This window comes from [Borrelia] turdi (assembly GCF_030439285.2).
Classification (GTDB): domain Bacteria; phylum Spirochaetota; class Spirochaetia; order Borreliales; family Borreliaceae; genus Borreliella; species Borreliella turdi.
This window is the reverse complement of sequence record NZ_CP179626.1, coordinates 1-14,571: the sequence shown is the minus strand read 5'-3', so window position 1 is coordinate 14,571 and position 14,571 is coordinate 1. Positions and strand designations below refer to the sequence as shown.

The 14,571-nt window shown below is 24.8% G+C and carries 14 protein-coding genes and 4 pseudogenes; 11 read left to right on the top strand and 7 right to left on the bottom strand.

Annotation, left to right across the window (positions count from 1 at the left end):
• Positions 1 to 222: 222 nt before the first annotated feature.
• Positions 223 to 1,185: pseudogene (locus QIA31_RS06100) on the top strand (ERF family protein).
• A gap of 39 nt (positions 1,186 to 1,224) precedes the next feature.
• Here QIA31_RS06100 and QIA31_RS06095 read toward each other — a convergent pair.
• Complete coding sequence (locus QIA31_RS06095) at positions 1,225 to 1,710, bottom strand: Mlp family lipoprotein (protein ID WP_418905487.1); 486 nt, start codon at positions 1,708 to 1,710, stop codon at positions 1,225 to 1,227.
• Between the two features lie 235 nt (positions 1,711 to 1,945).
• Positions 1,946 to 2,116: pseudogene (locus QIA31_RS06090) on the bottom strand (BBA14 family lipoprotein); the annotation flags it as partial.
• A gap of 248 nt (positions 2,117 to 2,364) precedes the next feature.
• Between QIA31_RS06090 and QIA31_RS06085 the strand changes: the two are divergent.
• Positions 2,365 to 2,886 (top strand): annotated as a pseudogene (locus tag QIA31_RS06085) (SIMPL domain-containing protein); the annotation flags it as partial.
• A 190-nt stretch (positions 2,887 to 3,076) separates the two neighbouring features.
• Here QIA31_RS06085 and QIA31_RS06080 read toward each other — a convergent pair.
• The 3 genes from QIA31_RS06080 to QIA31_RS06070 all read right to left on the bottom strand — a co-directional run bounded on the left by QIA31_RS06080 (position 3,077) and on the right by QIA31_RS06070 (position 5,091).
• A complete protein-coding gene (locus QIA31_RS06080) occupies positions 3,077 to 3,775 on the bottom strand; it encodes a VUT family protein (protein WP_418905486.1) in 699 nt (232 codons plus the stop codon).
• Positions 3,776 to 4,078: 303 nt separating this feature from the next.
• The gene (locus QIA31_RS06075) at positions 4,079 to 4,618 is read right to left on the bottom strand and encodes a hypothetical protein (protein WP_418905485.1); all 540 of its coding nucleotides are present in this window, start codon (positions 4,616 to 4,618) and stop codon (positions 4,079 to 4,081) included.
• Between the two features lie 86 nt (positions 4,619 to 4,704).
• Positions 4,705 to 5,091 carry a hypothetical protein gene (locus QIA31_RS06070; RefSeq protein WP_418905484.1) on the bottom strand — a complete coding sequence of 129 codons (387 nt, stop codon included), beginning with the start codon at positions 5,089 to 5,091 and terminating at the stop codon, positions 4,705 to 4,707.
• Between the two features lie 234 nt (positions 5,092 to 5,325).
• Here QIA31_RS06070 and QIA31_RS06065 point away from each other — a divergent pair, with 234 nt between their 5' ends.
• Together QIA31_RS06065 and QIA31_RS06060 are read left to right on the top strand one after the other, a co-directional pair.
• Positions 5,326 to 6,168, top strand: coding sequence for a plasmid maintenance protein (locus QIA31_RS06065; protein ID WP_418905483.1), 843 nt, complete (start codon positions 5,326 to 5,328; stop codon positions 6,166 to 6,168).
• Positions 6,169 to 6,190: 22 nt separating this feature from the next.
• Positions 6,191 to 6,748, top strand: a complete 558-nt coding sequence (locus QIA31_RS06060; RefSeq protein WP_418905482.1) for a DUF226 domain-containing protein — start codon at positions 6,191 to 6,193, stop codon at positions 6,746 to 6,748.
• Between the two features lie 279 nt (positions 6,749 to 7,027).
• Here the strand turns inward: QIA31_RS06060 and QIA31_RS06055 are convergent, their stop codons facing one another.
• Positions 7,028 to 7,177, bottom strand: coding sequence for a hypothetical protein (locus tag QIA31_RS06055; protein WP_418905481.1), 150 nt, complete (start codon positions 7,175 to 7,177; stop codon positions 7,028 to 7,030).
• Positions 7,178 to 7,671: 494 nt separating this feature from the next.
• Positions 7,672 to 8,083, bottom strand: a pseudogene (locus tag QIA31_RS06050) (transposase); the annotation flags it as partial.
• 245 nt (positions 8,084 to 8,328) lie between these two features.
• On the opposite strand from QIA31_RS06050, the gene QIA31_RS06045 reads away from it, so the two are divergent.
• The 7 genes from QIA31_RS06045 to QIA31_RS06015 all read left to right on the top strand — a co-directional run.
• A complete protein-coding gene (locus QIA31_RS06045; RefSeq protein WP_418905480.1) occupies positions 8,329 to 9,132 on the top strand; it encodes a tetratricopeptide repeat protein in 804 nt (267 codons plus the stop codon).
• Between the two features lie 30 nt (positions 9,133 to 9,162).
• The gene (locus QIA31_RS06040) at positions 9,163 to 9,948 is read left to right on the top strand and encodes a hypothetical protein (RefSeq protein ID WP_418905479.1); all 786 of its coding nucleotides are present in this window, start codon (positions 9,163 to 9,165) and stop codon (positions 9,946 to 9,948) included.
• Positions 9,949 to 9,973: 25 nt separating this feature from the next.
• On the top strand, positions 9,974 to 10,645 hold the full coding sequence (locus QIA31_RS06035) for an ATP-binding cassette domain-containing protein (protein ID WP_418905478.1): 672 nt from the start codon (positions 9,974 to 9,976) through the stop codon (positions 10,643 to 10,645).
• Positions 10,646 to 10,653: 8 nt separating this feature from the next.
• The gene (locus QIA31_RS06030; RefSeq protein ID WP_418905477.1) at positions 10,654 to 11,880 is read left to right on the top strand and encodes an ABC transporter permease; all 1,227 of its coding nucleotides are present in this window, start codon (positions 10,654 to 10,656) and stop codon (positions 11,878 to 11,880) included.
• Positions 11,873 to 12,604, top strand: a complete 732-nt coding sequence (locus QIA31_RS06025; RefSeq protein ID WP_418905476.1) for a hypothetical protein — start codon at positions 11,873 to 11,875, stop codon at positions 12,602 to 12,604. The genes QIA31_RS06030 and QIA31_RS06025 overlap by 8 nt, the downstream gene beginning before the upstream one ends.
• Positions 12,605 to 12,617: 13 nt before the next feature.
• Positions 12,618 to 13,652 (top strand): hypothetical protein, encoded by a 1,035-nt coding sequence (locus QIA31_RS06020; RefSeq protein WP_418905475.1) that lies wholly within the window; start codon positions 12,618 to 12,620, stop codon positions 13,650 to 13,652.
• A gap of 17 nt (positions 13,653 to 13,669) precedes the next feature.
• Positions 13,670 to 14,571 (top strand): hypothetical protein (locus QIA31_RS06015; RefSeq protein ID WP_418905474.1); only part of this gene is annotated, 902 nt, incomplete at its 3' end.

Below are 14,571 nucleotides of genomic sequence, written 5' to 3'. Positions count from 1 at the left end.
GATACACTACAATCAGCGTAGTTGTTTAAATATTGACATTTGCACCTACCTGAATTTGTTAATTTGCAAAAAATAGTAATATAGTGGGTACTTAATGAGATTCTTTATAAAGAGAGTTTGGTTAAGTCCCACTTCTTTTTACAAAAATTTTTGTTAAAAAGTTGGCAAAAATAGTTTTTGCTTTATAATTATTTATAAACAAATTCATGGAGGTTGACGATTATGTCACAAGCAAATAATCAAGATATACAAAATAATATTCAAGCAAAAATAAACTTCAGAAAATATATGAAAACCCTAAGGATGAATTTATCAGGTATTGACAAAAGTCTTCAGGGAGATAAGTACAAGTATCAAGATTTCAATGATATAGTAGAAGAAATTGAAAACGTTATAAAGAAACATAATTTAGAGCTTGATTTTTTTCAAAATGCAACTTTTACATACGATCCATATGGTAGAGTTCATGTTGTTAGGACTACATTCTACAGCACAAGTACTGGGTATGAAGAATCATTTGATACACCAATGCTTACAGAAAATTTACAATGGAAAGATGAAAATTGGTTCAAAAATGAAAGGACATTGCCACAACAAGTTGGTTCAGTTATTACTTATTTCAAAAGGTATGCTTTAGTTGGACATTTTCACATAAGAAGTGAAGTGGATACTGATGCAGCGCCTATTTATAATACTTATGAAAATGAAAATTATATGCCCAACAAGCAAGTTAGTGTTAATCAAAAGCAGAAAAAAGAGATTAAACAAGAAGAAAGAAAAGATAATAATCAAAATCAGATAAAACCTTGGTTTTATCATTATGGAATTTTTAAAGAAGTGTTGTTTAACATAAAAAATTGGGTAAGTGACCCCGAAATAAAAGATAATATAAACTCAATTGTTCAAAAAATAAATTTTCTTCAGAATGTAGACCCCAACAATATTGATGATATCAATAAAATTCAAGGCAATTTAGCCGAGTATATCAAGAAGAGTGATTTTAAGGAGCCCAAACTATTGGTCGGAGCTTATAAAAGACTATTTCAAGAAAAATAATAGATTAAAGGATTTAGAAGATTTTAAAACTTTATGAACTATAAAAAGACTAATTATGGCGATAGCCCGTTATTATTCTTTGACGCGTTAAAAAAAGATAAGCAATTTGATTATATTTTTGCAGCATAGCAATATATTTAAAGCCCCCTTTTGGGGGCTGCTATATTATTACGGATAAATGTCGCACAAAGAAAGTGCCTGTTGTACTTGATCTATATCATTACCGTGAAGTGCCCCTTGAACTATACCTTTGAAAGTGGCTTCCTGTTGAGCAACAGTTTGTTTTCCCTTGCATTTATCAAGTTCAGTTTTTATGTGGGCAAGTGCTATTTTTATTTTGTTTTCATCATGTTGTAAAAATCTGTCAAATTCTCCTTCACCAGTCAAGGCGGTTTTTAACCAATCAAGGTGTATTTTTTGATCGTCAGTCAGTTTTTCTTTAAGAAGGTCTTCTCTAGATTTTGGGATTTCTTGTTGTGGCTTTTTTAGGAGCCCTTTTTGTAGTTCTTTTTGCCCTAAATCATATTTTTCCTTATTTTTTGCTTGTTGGGGTTCAATAGGTTGATTTTTGTTTTTTAAAGTGTCGTTATCATTAGCATTGCAGCTGTTTAAGATTAGTAAAAATAAACAAAATAATACATTGATAATTTTCATTTTTATTCTCCTTTTTTATCTTTAGTACAATATATTGAGTAATAATAAGATTTATTTTTATAAATATAGCTCTTATTTTTAAAAATATTGTTAATTTACAAGGATTAAAACAGAGTGTTTAGTAATTACTGTTTTTAGGTGTGTTATTTAGAAATGATAAATTATATGTTTTGAGGATTATTTATAATTTCTATTTGAATTGTATAAGTTCTTGCAAGAAAAACCTTTTTGTAATTTACATTTTTAAATTATAATATTGATTATAGACTTTTTAGCTATAGGTTTTGTTTTTTGAATATACTCTAAAAGTAGTTTGATATTATATTTTATTGAAGTTATTGAGTGTTCGTCTTTTAGTTCTGGATAAATAGGGATAAGTATATGTTGGGGAATTTGGATCATTAATTACACACCCAAAAATATAAAATATTAAGAAATTTTTAAAAAATAGAAAAATAAATTTTCACTAAAAATTAAATAGGCGGTCTGTGAATTTAATTATTTTACTGTAAATCAATTTATTTTATTTTTTTCATTATTGTATTTTATTACAATATTAATGTCCATTTAGTACATTGTTTGTATGTGCGCCATCAAAACAAAACATTAAAGAATTATAATATTTTTTATAACACTCATTAATGGGAGTTAAAATATAGTTCAACTGGCAACACTATTGACGATATTAATAAAGCAAATAATTTAAGCCTGTCTAAGATTGAAAACTTTTTTTTAAAACATGGATTTAGTGAAGATCATATAAAAATGGGATTTATGGACTTTATTGAAGATACGTATAAAGAATCGCTTTATAAGTATAGAGCCTATATATCTTTTAATATTCATACAAAGAATATTGAGAAGATGGAGGCGGCAGAAAAAAATATTATGGATCTTTACAATCAAGGAATATTGATTAGTAATAGCGGAGGGCCAAGATATTACTTTGATAATGTTAATGACATAAAGCCCAAAATGTTGGCAGATTCAATTAGAAATGCAAAATTAGCAGCTTTGGAATTTGCAAAACATTCAAGCTCAAAATTAGGAAAAATTAAAAACGCAAATCAAGGATGTTTTGAATTTCTTCCCATTGATAGAAGCTTAGGTCCCCAAGAACGCTATCCAAAAAAAATATTAAGGATTGTTCCAACTATTTCTTATTATTTGGATTGATATTTAGAAATTATTATTTTTCTAATTCTATTTAGAGATAATAGTTAGCTTTATTCTAATTACATCCATTGCAGCTTTTTGGGATCTAAGAATTGCGTAATTCAATATGAAATGATCTACAACTTGCCTCTTGTCTGTTACTTATCCAATTCTTTATATACTATCATATCTTTAAAAATCTTATTAATGATTAAACTTCGCATACTCTTTCCCAAGAATTTAAAAACAGATAAAAAATTGTGTCAATTGAAGTTATTATTAATATAAGAGTTAGAGATCCATTTATAAGTCCTTTTACCCTTACTTCAGGATAAAATTTTAATAATCCATTTATAAATATATGACTTGTTAAACCAGTTAAAAATACAGAAATTAGCCTCGATAAAGAATGAATTATCCATAAAGATTTTATTTTAATTTTTAAATAAACATACAAAATTATATTAATATATTGAAATAAAAAAACCAAATATGTTCCAATCAATATTATTGTTATGTACTCAAAATTATAAAACAGTATTTTCAAATGAATTTCTAATTGATCTGATTTGCTATGATCAAATCTTAATGTAAATTGAATCATGATAGTAAAGGTCATTTTTAGCAAAAAACACAATATTGATGAATCTATTGCTTCATTCTTGTCATATTTTTCTGTTATTAAATTTAAAGAAAATAGTGTTGATAATAAAATAATTCCTGATATATTTAAATGCATTTCAAATGCTTTTAATTTGTTTAGTATAACAATATTTGATATTACTGAAAATATTGCATTAAAGCAAAAAAGACCTAATTTCCCAAAAAATAGATAAAGTATTCCTAAGCTTATGTATATAAAAAGTGATATTCCTGTCCACAAACTTAAATCGAATAAGTTGTTAGCCATAATAAATTATATCAGATTAATACTTATATACAATATTGAATTGATATTTTGATAACTTTAAATAAAAAGCAAAAGAATTGTGTTAGAGATATAAATGAAACTATAAATCTAAAAATTCTTTTTATAGTTCAAAATTCATCTTAGATTAAATTTTGAAGCTTTTGCAATTAAAATATAAATACATATAAAACACCATAATTGACACAAGTTTAATTTAATTGATGAGTTCACATCAAATCATTATGAGTTCACATCAAATCATTTAGTAATATTGCTATCAGAAATATTACTAAATGATAAAAGTTAAATAGTATCGGGTAATAAGGTGGTGAAATTATATTTATCAAATAATGTCTTTAGCTTCTCATCGCTGCTTTCTTTAACTAATTTAATTAGTTTTGAAGCTTGAGCCACATTTAAAATATATCTTTTCTTTTTCATAAATAATAAATTTGATTCAATTAATAGCTTGATATTTAGTTTTACTAAATATTTTGTTTTACCCGATTTTTTACATATATTTCCCATGGAATTAATTGTAACTTGATCGTTTTCTAAAAAATTTAGAATAAAATCAAGGGTATCAAATAGTTGTTTCCCTAAATTATTAACACCGGCTTTATTTTGTGTAATTATTTTTTTATCAAAATTAGAAAGCTGCTCATGAGAATTGAATATTGGTGCAATATTAAATTTTGTATTATTCTTTGCTTTATTAACAACTATCGATTTTGGGCTTAATTGAATATGCTCTGTAATATACTTTTTTCTAGCGCAATATACAAATGGCAGTAATGACCCTATAAGCAAATCTAGTGTACTAGATACTAATAAAAAAAACATGTTCTTAAATTCTCTACATGATCTTCTTTATCTATAATTGAAGAATTTTTAAACAAAACGTTGACACCTTGTGTTCTAATTATTTCTTATTTCTTTGCAGGAATAAAATCAGACAACTCATTATCTAGTTTGTCAATTTCATTTTTAAGATTCTGTAATTTTGCCAATAAAACCTTATTTTTATCTTCAATTTTATCAATTGCTTTTTGTAAATTACTTGTCATCGTAATATAAGAAGGATCTAGTTCTAATTGTCTGTTTTCAATCTTCTCTATCATTAATTTATTTTCCTTTATTTTATTTATCAGCTCTTCTTCATATACCATCAAATTTTCTTTACTTTTTTTATAATATTCTTTTTTTTCTGAAACTTCATTTTGAATTTTATCTTTAAGAGTTTTGATGCGTGAACTATAGAATTTTTTGAAAAAACTTTCAAAACTGTACCATGTGCTAGGAATTTGAGCCGCCAATGTCCACAACAGTAAAAATGAATTAATATAAATTTCTTAATCTTGCTATCTACGCTCATATGATTAATAGCCAAATGAAGTAAAATAGAAAAGATAGTGGCCGGAATAGTAATAATAAAAATAGCAAGTACTACATTAGAGTAAAAATCAACATTGTTAGTCTATTTTAAATTTTTTCCATAAAGAATCGAGCTTTCATAAACAATCAAACCGTTATACGTCATAGATAGACACATGGGAGTGAATTGTGGAACTGAAATTTACTACAAGCCTAAATACTCTAAAAAAGAATGCCATCTTAAGATTAATCAATATTTTAAAGAAAAAAACCACTTCCGATTTAAATGTAGGCTCAATAATTATCTTAAAAACAACTACGCTAAAGAAAGGAATGTAAATTTAGGGGAGTGTATTAATAATAAAAATAATATAAAAGAAGAAGAAAAAAGTAATTCTCAAATAAAGAGAGATCAAATAAAAAAATATTTCAATAAATGTAAATTTTTATCAAAAAATTTATTTCCTATTCTTAATTTAAATATTAGTAAAGATAATTTGATTGAAATACTAAAAATCTTTAAAAAGGCCGAATTTGATATTGCCAAAAATAAAAATTTACATATAAAAAAATTTTATTTAATAGAAAAACAAAGAAAATTAAAAGAAATATTAAAAAACGTTCAAAAACAATTAGAAAAAAGTGGGTGTAATGTTAAACAATTAGAAACAAGTATTAAGGAAATATATGAAAATTATAAATTTAAGCCCCATTTTATAATTGAAAATCAAAAGTATAAAGACCTAAGTAAAATCCAACATAAATTAGAAAAACAAACTAAAATAAAAGAAGAAAATTCACAAAAAGATTATAAGCAAATAAAAACAAACATTTTCAACATACTTATTGATTGGCTAAGAAAAAAAGAAAAAATTGAAGTTCTAAAACCAATTGTGAAAACATATTTGAATGGCGAAAAAAAATTAGAATATAATAAGGTATTTAATAATACCTATTATTACGAATTGCTAGAAATAATAAGAAACAAAAAAAGTTTCTACTTTATTGAAAGTAAATAAAAAAACTATACAAGAGTTGAATATGGAAAGTGTGTTAAGGCTTATACAAAAAAATGAGCAAATAGTTAATAAAAAGAAAAAAGGGATTTTCTTAAAGAAAGAACAAATAAAAGAGAGAACCATTTATCATACAAAAATAATGAAAGATCTTCACAAATTAGGAATTGATGTTAAAAAAAATCAATGTCGCATATCATTTAAAGAATTGTTATGTCAAGAAGAATTTCAAGAGTTTCGTCTTTATCCCTTAATAGAAGGGGATGGGTTTTTAGGAATTTTTTATGGAGCTAGAAAACCAATAAAAAATATATCTGTGAGATATGAAATAGGAAGGATTAAAAAATCGTATACATTCTCAACGACATATTACATAGAATTTAGATTTATAAAGGGCAGTGGTTTTTGTTATTTGAGAGGATTGTTCCGTTTATTAAAAAGAGAAAAAATAAATACACCATATAATAAATCACTTGTAGATAAATTTATAGCTTTAGAAAAACACATGTATGGGTTTTACAATAAAAAATACTTAGACGAAGCACTAATTGTAAAGTGGGTATTAAAAAACTTAAAAAAGTAACAATTTGATTATTAAAGTAAGTATGAAACAATAATTATGTTCACTAAACTGAATATAAAAACCATTTAAATTAGTTGTGAAAATTTATTACTATTTTTTTAAAAATTGGTTGATATTTTATATTTTTTGCTTTTTAGTAAAAAAGCAATCTTCCAATAAAAAACAAGTAAAAATTTATATGTATTTGTTTAATACGCATTTTTATAAGGTTTTAGTTAGAAGTGGTAATTCTAAATTTAATTTATTGAGGCATATATTTTTATTAATAAAAAAGAGAAATTATGTTAATTTTACGTTAGAATTTTCTAAAGATAATATTAAAGATTTTTTTATTTTTTTAAACTGTTGACTAATCGTGGAAGCAGGATCATCAAAACAATTATAATCCTCATTATCAGAACAAATATGCCCAAGCCCTATCAAAAACAAAAGATTAACTAAGCACAGATTATTAATGAAAAGATAGGATAAAAAATCCTTGGTTTCAAATGAATCATTGTTCAACCTGTTTTAATTTTGAGAAACAAGTTAAGTAATTCTTTGGATCTCTTAGAACCCAAACTTAAAAAAATTGTCAAAATCTTTTTATTATAGTTTTCAAATAATAGGCGGAAGATGATTTAGGGCTAAATCATCTTCATTTAATTTTTCAATAATCTTCTTCATATCGCTAAAAAACAATATTCAACTGAATTTAATCTCAAGCCAAAGAGCATGTTTTTTAGTCAAAAAATTATTTAATGCAGTTCAAAAAATCTCATATTTTTGTTGTTAAAAACACTATTTTAATATCATAAAAAAACAAGGCTTAAAAGAAGGAGAGGTTTTTGAATTGTTTATAGTAGGTTATGTTATATGGGTAAAATCTGGTAATTTAAGCGTTATAAAAGATAAATATAATAATTTAATTAAAGATCTTGAAGGACCACTATATTTTTATAATTAGCTACAAAATAATAAGATAATTTATGTATAAAATATTTTCTTAGATTTAAAATTTTACTATGCAACTTGGCAACTCTTAATCTAGATTCGGCTCTATTTCTAGAGCCCATTTGTTTTTTTGATAGTTTTCTTTGGTATTTCTTAAGATTACGTTCATATTTTAGTAAATATTTAGGGCGATTGGTTTTCTTGCTCTACCACTTACTAAAAAGTGCCCCATGCTCATATCAATACCAACTAGCTCTTTTTACTGTATTTAGTTTTATTGTTATTTTTAACATCTAAGCACTCAACTGTTACTGAAATATGATATTTATCATCAACATCTTTTACTACTACTACATTTTTAATAAGTTTATTGCTTTTAATATTCCTATGTAGAGCTAATTTACCAATCCTATTTTGGTAGTTTTATTTATATAAATATTACAATTAAAAAAGAAAGAAGGACTTTACTAGAAAAAGTAAACCCGGTTTAGATTTGCTTACATAAAGAGTTATCAAACTTTAAATAATCTTGTCATTATTCTTTTTAAAAATGTAATTTTTTTAAAAAAGAATTTTAATTTTTTTAGAATTAAAATTAGATAAATTTATTTATTGAATTATCCTTAATCATAAGGTGGTAAAAGGTTATGAAATTTTTTTTTAATTGTCTTTTTTTTCTAATTTTAAATTTTAGTTTTCTGCATGCTAATTTTTTTGAAGATTTGAATATAGAATATAATGATATTCTAGAAAGTTATTATTCTGGTGATAGTAACAATAAACTTGCTTTAAAAGATCAATCTGATTATATAAACTTTTATATAGATGAATTTAAAACTTTAGATAAAAAATTAGAATCATTTAATGATACTAGAAAAAATTATCTTATCAGTATTGTTAATTTTCAGATTGCATCTTTAGTTCAAAGCGCAACTATCAAAAATTCTTCTGATAGTTATTCTATATTTTTGAATGCGAAAAGCGTTATTTTAGATTTTATTTCTTCTCCATTTTTTAAAGATTGTCAAAAATCAGTTAGAAGTGATGCATATAGGATATTAGGGGATTTGAATTTATCTATTTTAAGATATATGGGGGGGATGCAATTAGTTAAAATTTCAAATGAAGCTAAAAATGCATTAATTAAATCTTTAGAAATCGATAATGAAAATGCATTTGCCAATATTTCTTTAGCAACATGGTATTTATATTCTCCAAGAATTGCCGGGGGTAGCCCTAAGCAAGCAATAGAATTTTTGCAAAAGGCTCTTAAATATAGTAAAAGAAATTTAGAAAAATATCTAACGAATGTATGGTTAAGTCAGGGATACTTTCGACTCAAAAAAGAAAATGAATATAAAAGATGTTTAGATGAGGCTAAAAATATATTTCCTAGCGGGCTTTTCCATAAAATAGTCATTAAAAGAAATAATTTGGGCGAGTTGCCTTGATTTTGCTACTTTTTTATAGGGATAAATTCTATGAAACTGAAAAGTGGTTTGTTTATCTTTTTTATTTCATTTAGCTTGTTTGCTTTTGACAATGATATAGGAAAATATATAGAAAAAATTGAAGAAATTCATACTAATTATTATTCTGTTGAGCTAAGGGGTGCTGTTTATAATTATGCAAAGATATTAATATCTTCTCTTTCTAAAATTGAAAATAACATCTTATCTAAATATGATAGAAGCAGTTTTAAATTTAATTATTTAAATTTGCTTATTTCCTTAGTTTTTTGTGATATTGCTTATTTAATAGATGATGTTAATGAATACAAAAATTTGATTAATAGGGTTTTACTTACATATAAGCATAGTATTAAAGCCTCTTTTAATTTTCTTCATGAATTTTCTGATTATTTTAGAGCTTTAGGGGAACTTGCTTTGAATTTAATCACCCACGATTCTTCAAACTCTTATTTTTATATTGTAAATGGAAAAAGATTTTTGGACAAAGCTTTAATTATGGATAATCAAAATTATAAAGTTAATCTACCATTAGCAATGTTTTATACATCAGGAGTTACAAATAAAACTTTTAGTAGGAATTTGTTTGCTCTTTATTATTTTAATAGAGCAGAAGAAGTTTTTATGAATAAAAGGCAAAGATATTTAAAAGAAATAGCAAAAAGCTCTTTTTTTATACGTATTAATAGAAGAGTTGAAGCAATAGACTGTTTGAAGTCTGCTTGTAAAATATTTCCTAATGGATATCTTACAGAGATTGCTTTTGAAAAATTAAAGAAAGGCTTACCTTTCTTCTGATTATAGTTAAGTTAAGGTTAGGGATATGAAACTAAGTATCAATAGTATTAATAAAAGCTACAAAATTTTTAAAGAAATAGTTTATGCAAACAAAGATATATCTTTTAGTCTAAAATCAAAAGACATGGTTTGGCTTTCAGGTCCAACAGGAGGCGGCAAGACTACTTTAATCAATTTAATTTCAGGTATAGATATCATAGACAGTGGAGAGATAATATTAGATTCTTTTATTTTAAGTTCTATGAAAGAGAAGCAAAGAACGCTTTTTAGAAAATGTAATATGGGGCTTATATTTCAACATTTTGAACTTATTCCAAGTCTTACTGGGTTTGAGAATATTTTGTTACCTTTAAAATTTTCGAGTAAGAATTCGAAAGAATGTAAAAACAAGGTAGATAGCTTGGTAGAATTGTTTAATCTTGAAAATTTTATAAAAAAGCGTCCTTCATATATGTCTGGGGGACAAAAACAAAGAATAGGAATAGCCAGAGCATTTGTTTATGATCCTAAATTGATTATTGGAGATGAAATAACAAGTCATTTGGACTGTGTAACAGCAAGTTTTATTTATTCTGCAATAAAAAATTATATAAAAGAAAATGATGCAATAGGACTATTTGTTTCGCATGATTCTAGTTTAGAAAAATTTGCTAATAGGTTTTTCAGAATAGAAGATGGTAAATTATTCTATTTTTAGAGGTAGTTATGCTTAAGTTGGCTTTTTTTAATATTTTTAGAGATGTAAGACGATCTATGATGATTTCATTTCTTTTGGTGAGTTCAGTAGTGTTTTTATTACTTTTTATAGGATATATGAATTATAGTAGTGAGGGCATGGAAATAGGGCTTGTTTCATCTACAGGGCATATTCAGATTGCTAGAAAAAATTATTTTAATCCTAAGTTTAGTAGCATTAAAAATAATCTAATCTTAAAGGATTGTGAAATATTTCAAATCAAAAACGAGATAAACAAATATTCTGAGTTTAAATCTAGCAATTTAATAGTAAATTTTGAAGGTCTTATTGGTAATTCTTTTTTAAGTAAACCCTTTTTTGCTACTGCATTTGAAAATCCTGATTTTGCAACAAAAAATTTGTCTTTGGTAGATGGGAATCCTCTTTTTGATAGTTCTGTTGGTGATTTTTTAATTGGAAGTAGTTTGGCAATTTCTCTTGGCATAGAAAATTTAACAAAAGAAAATTCTAAGTTAACTCTGATGACAGATATGTTGGGTGAAGGTCTTATTTTACAAGATATTAGATTGTCAGGAATTATTAAATTTCCAGTTATTCAAACAGATAGCATGGTTGCTATTACTAGTATAAATACATTGAAAAGTTTTTTTGATTTTAAAGACGGTGCGCATGTAATTCAAATTTATTTAAAAAATAATTCTTTTTTAAATAAATTTAAAAATAAGTTGGAGGTATTAAGAAATAAAAGCAATATAGATTTTGAGTATAGTGATTGGTATGAAATTAATCCGTCTTTCAAATCTATTGTAGGAATTAATAAAATGATGTTTAAATTTTTGTCAATATTAATAATATTGCTAATATTTATATCATTTTTTCAAATAATGACAGCACTGAGCCTTGAAAGAACTAGAGAGCTTGGAACTTTAAGAGCAATCGGTCTTACAAAATTAGAGCTTTTTTGTACTTTATTTTTGGAAATATTTATTCTTACTGCTATAAATATAATTTTAGGCATTGCTATTTCTTATTTTTTAAAATTGATAATTGGATTACAGCAGATAAGATTTTCTCCTCCAGGATATACAGAATCTTATTTTATTAATTTTTCATATTATTTTAGTGATATTTGTTTTGTTTGTTTATTTATTTTTTTAGTTGCAATTATTTCTTCAGTTTTGCCCTTTATTAAGGCAAGTAAAAGATCAATAGTGGAGGTGATAAATAATGTTTAAAGCTTTTATTGTTATTATTTATTTTTATGTTGCTAGTTTTTTATATTCTAATGAATCAAATTCTTTAGAAAAAAATTTTTCTAGACTGGCTTTTCCTAATATTGAGCCAGGGATTTATGTTGTTAATTTAGTTTATGAAATTTATTTGGATGGAGTTTTAAAAGAAAAAAGCAAAGGGTTCTCAATTATAAATTCTAATAATTCAAATTCTTGCTTAGTATATACGGAAGGGAAAAAATCGGACATTGCATTTCTTGTAATTAGAGACACAGGTTATTTTATGTTAAGCAGCAAATCTTCAAATCCCATTAAAGTTAGTCCCTCTTATAAAGTTAAGGGCATATCTTCATTGCAAGATATTATTGGATTAAGGTTTGAAGAAGATTTTAGCTTGCTTGAGAAAAGAAATAAAAATCTTTTAAAGTTTAAATCAAAAAAAGCATCTCTTTATCCATTTGTTGATTTAATTAGATATGATTCAAATAAATTTTCGACTTTACACAAAGATAGGAATTCTCATGTTTTAAGAGAGGTGATTTATAAAAAAGGCCTTATTAGTGGTGTTAGTGCTTTTGCTAATATTGAAGTTGTTGATAGAATTTTTGAGAATCATCGTACAATCGTGTATACAAAAAATTTTTCCAAAACCAATTTAAATAATTCTATCTTTACTATGAAAGGCTTTTTAAGAGTATTTGATATTGCTAAAAACTATTTAAAATAAGGATAAGTTAAAAATGGAACTTGCCAAATTTTTGTTGTTTTGGTTTTTATTAATAATTCCCAGTGTTTTATTTTCTAGTGTTATTATCAAGGAACAGCTTGGGTTGAGTAGTAATTTTTCATATTTTTTTTCAGATTATGATGAGAAAGATTTTCTTGGTACTGGAATATTCAGTTTTGAAAATGAATTTTATTTAGGGGCTTTTATTAATCATGGTATTTTTGAATTTGGAGTTGCCCCTTCTTTAACTATAAAGAAGGGGAATCATTATTTAAGTTTTAAAAATTTGTTTTTAAATTTTTATTTTGATAATTTAATTTTTAAATTAGGAAAACAAAATTATCATTTAGGTAGTGGATTAATAGAGAATATTATTTTAGATAGAATAAAAGATTCAGAAGAATGGTTGGCAGAGATATATTATTTTGTCTCAAATTATATTTTTTCTTTTGGTGCTATATTAGATGAATTTAGTCTTGATGGACTTGAAAAATCAAAATATTTATCACCCTGGACTTATTTTCAGTTATCATTTCCCAAGTTGGATCTTCTATTAATGGTAGAAGCCCCTTTTAATCTAAAAAATGGCAATATGGATATCAAATTTATTTTTGATTTATCTGTTGAGATTTATAGTGGACTATTTTTTTATTCTACCATAAGACATGATTTGCTTTATGATCTAGATTATGCATTTTGTAGCGAGAATAATAGATATCTTTTGGGCTCTAGGTATTATATTGATTTTGAAAATGTAATTTTTAATTCCATTGCCTTTGTATTTGAAAGTTATTCAAAAAACAATAATCATTTTATATCTACAGGGCTTATTTTAACTTGGATTGAAAGTTTACTTAAAACGTCGTGTTTTTTAAAAACAAATTTAAATGATAATGCTTGGCAAATTTATTTTGAAAGTACTTTTGATATTACTAAGGGGTTTTCTTTAAAAATTAAAAGCATATTTGAGCCTTTTGAAGAAAAGATTTTATTTAAAAATATGCCTTTTAATCAAATATTAAGTATTAGTATGAGTTTTAAGGTTTAAGGGAATAATAAAAAACAATGAAAAAGGTAATTATATTTTTAATGTGTTTTAACTTATTTTCAAGAGAACTAAATAGCTTAAAGATTAGTGGTATGGGCTTTGATTTTGATATGGATTATTTATCCATACCAAATACATTTGATTTGTCTTTATATTATCTGCTAAATGATTCTAAAATTTCCCCTTTTATTGGGCTAGGGTCTGATTATTACAAAACCATTTTATTTTCATCTGGTTTTAATTATTTTTTTAGGAATTTTTTCTCTAAAATATTTTATGAAATTAGGGTACCGTTTAATTTTAATAAAAAATATATTGAACATGAGGGGAATTTTTTATTTGGATATAATTTTAATTATTTTAAATTTGAAAATACTTTTACTATAGGATTAATTAACAATTTACTTAAGGTTGATAACATTGAAAATGTATATTTCAATACACTTACTTTGAAGAATAAAATTAGTTTATTAGTTCCAATCTATTATTCGGAATTTCAAAGAATGGATACCAAAGTGATTTTTGTTTATAGGTATTTATTGGGTAACGAAGATCAAATTTATAATGTGCATTGGAATTTTAAATATCTTTTCTCTTTGCCTTTTGGAGAGCTAGGCTTTAAGTTAGATTTTTTAAAATCCGATTCTTTATTTGATACTGATTTAGAAACCAGAATAGATTACCATGTTTTAAATTTATATCCGGTGGCTTTTCCCTTTTTTGATGATCCTAATAGCATTTTTAATGCAATTTTTAATTTTGGATTTGAATATAGAGTATTTTTTCTTGAATACTTAAGAAATTCGTTTTCTGATTTATTTTTATTGATATCTTTTGATATGGGATATGGATTTGATGGTGTTTCCATTGATAATGGAAAATTTCTTTATATTTCTAGTTTTGGTATTGGTTACAAATT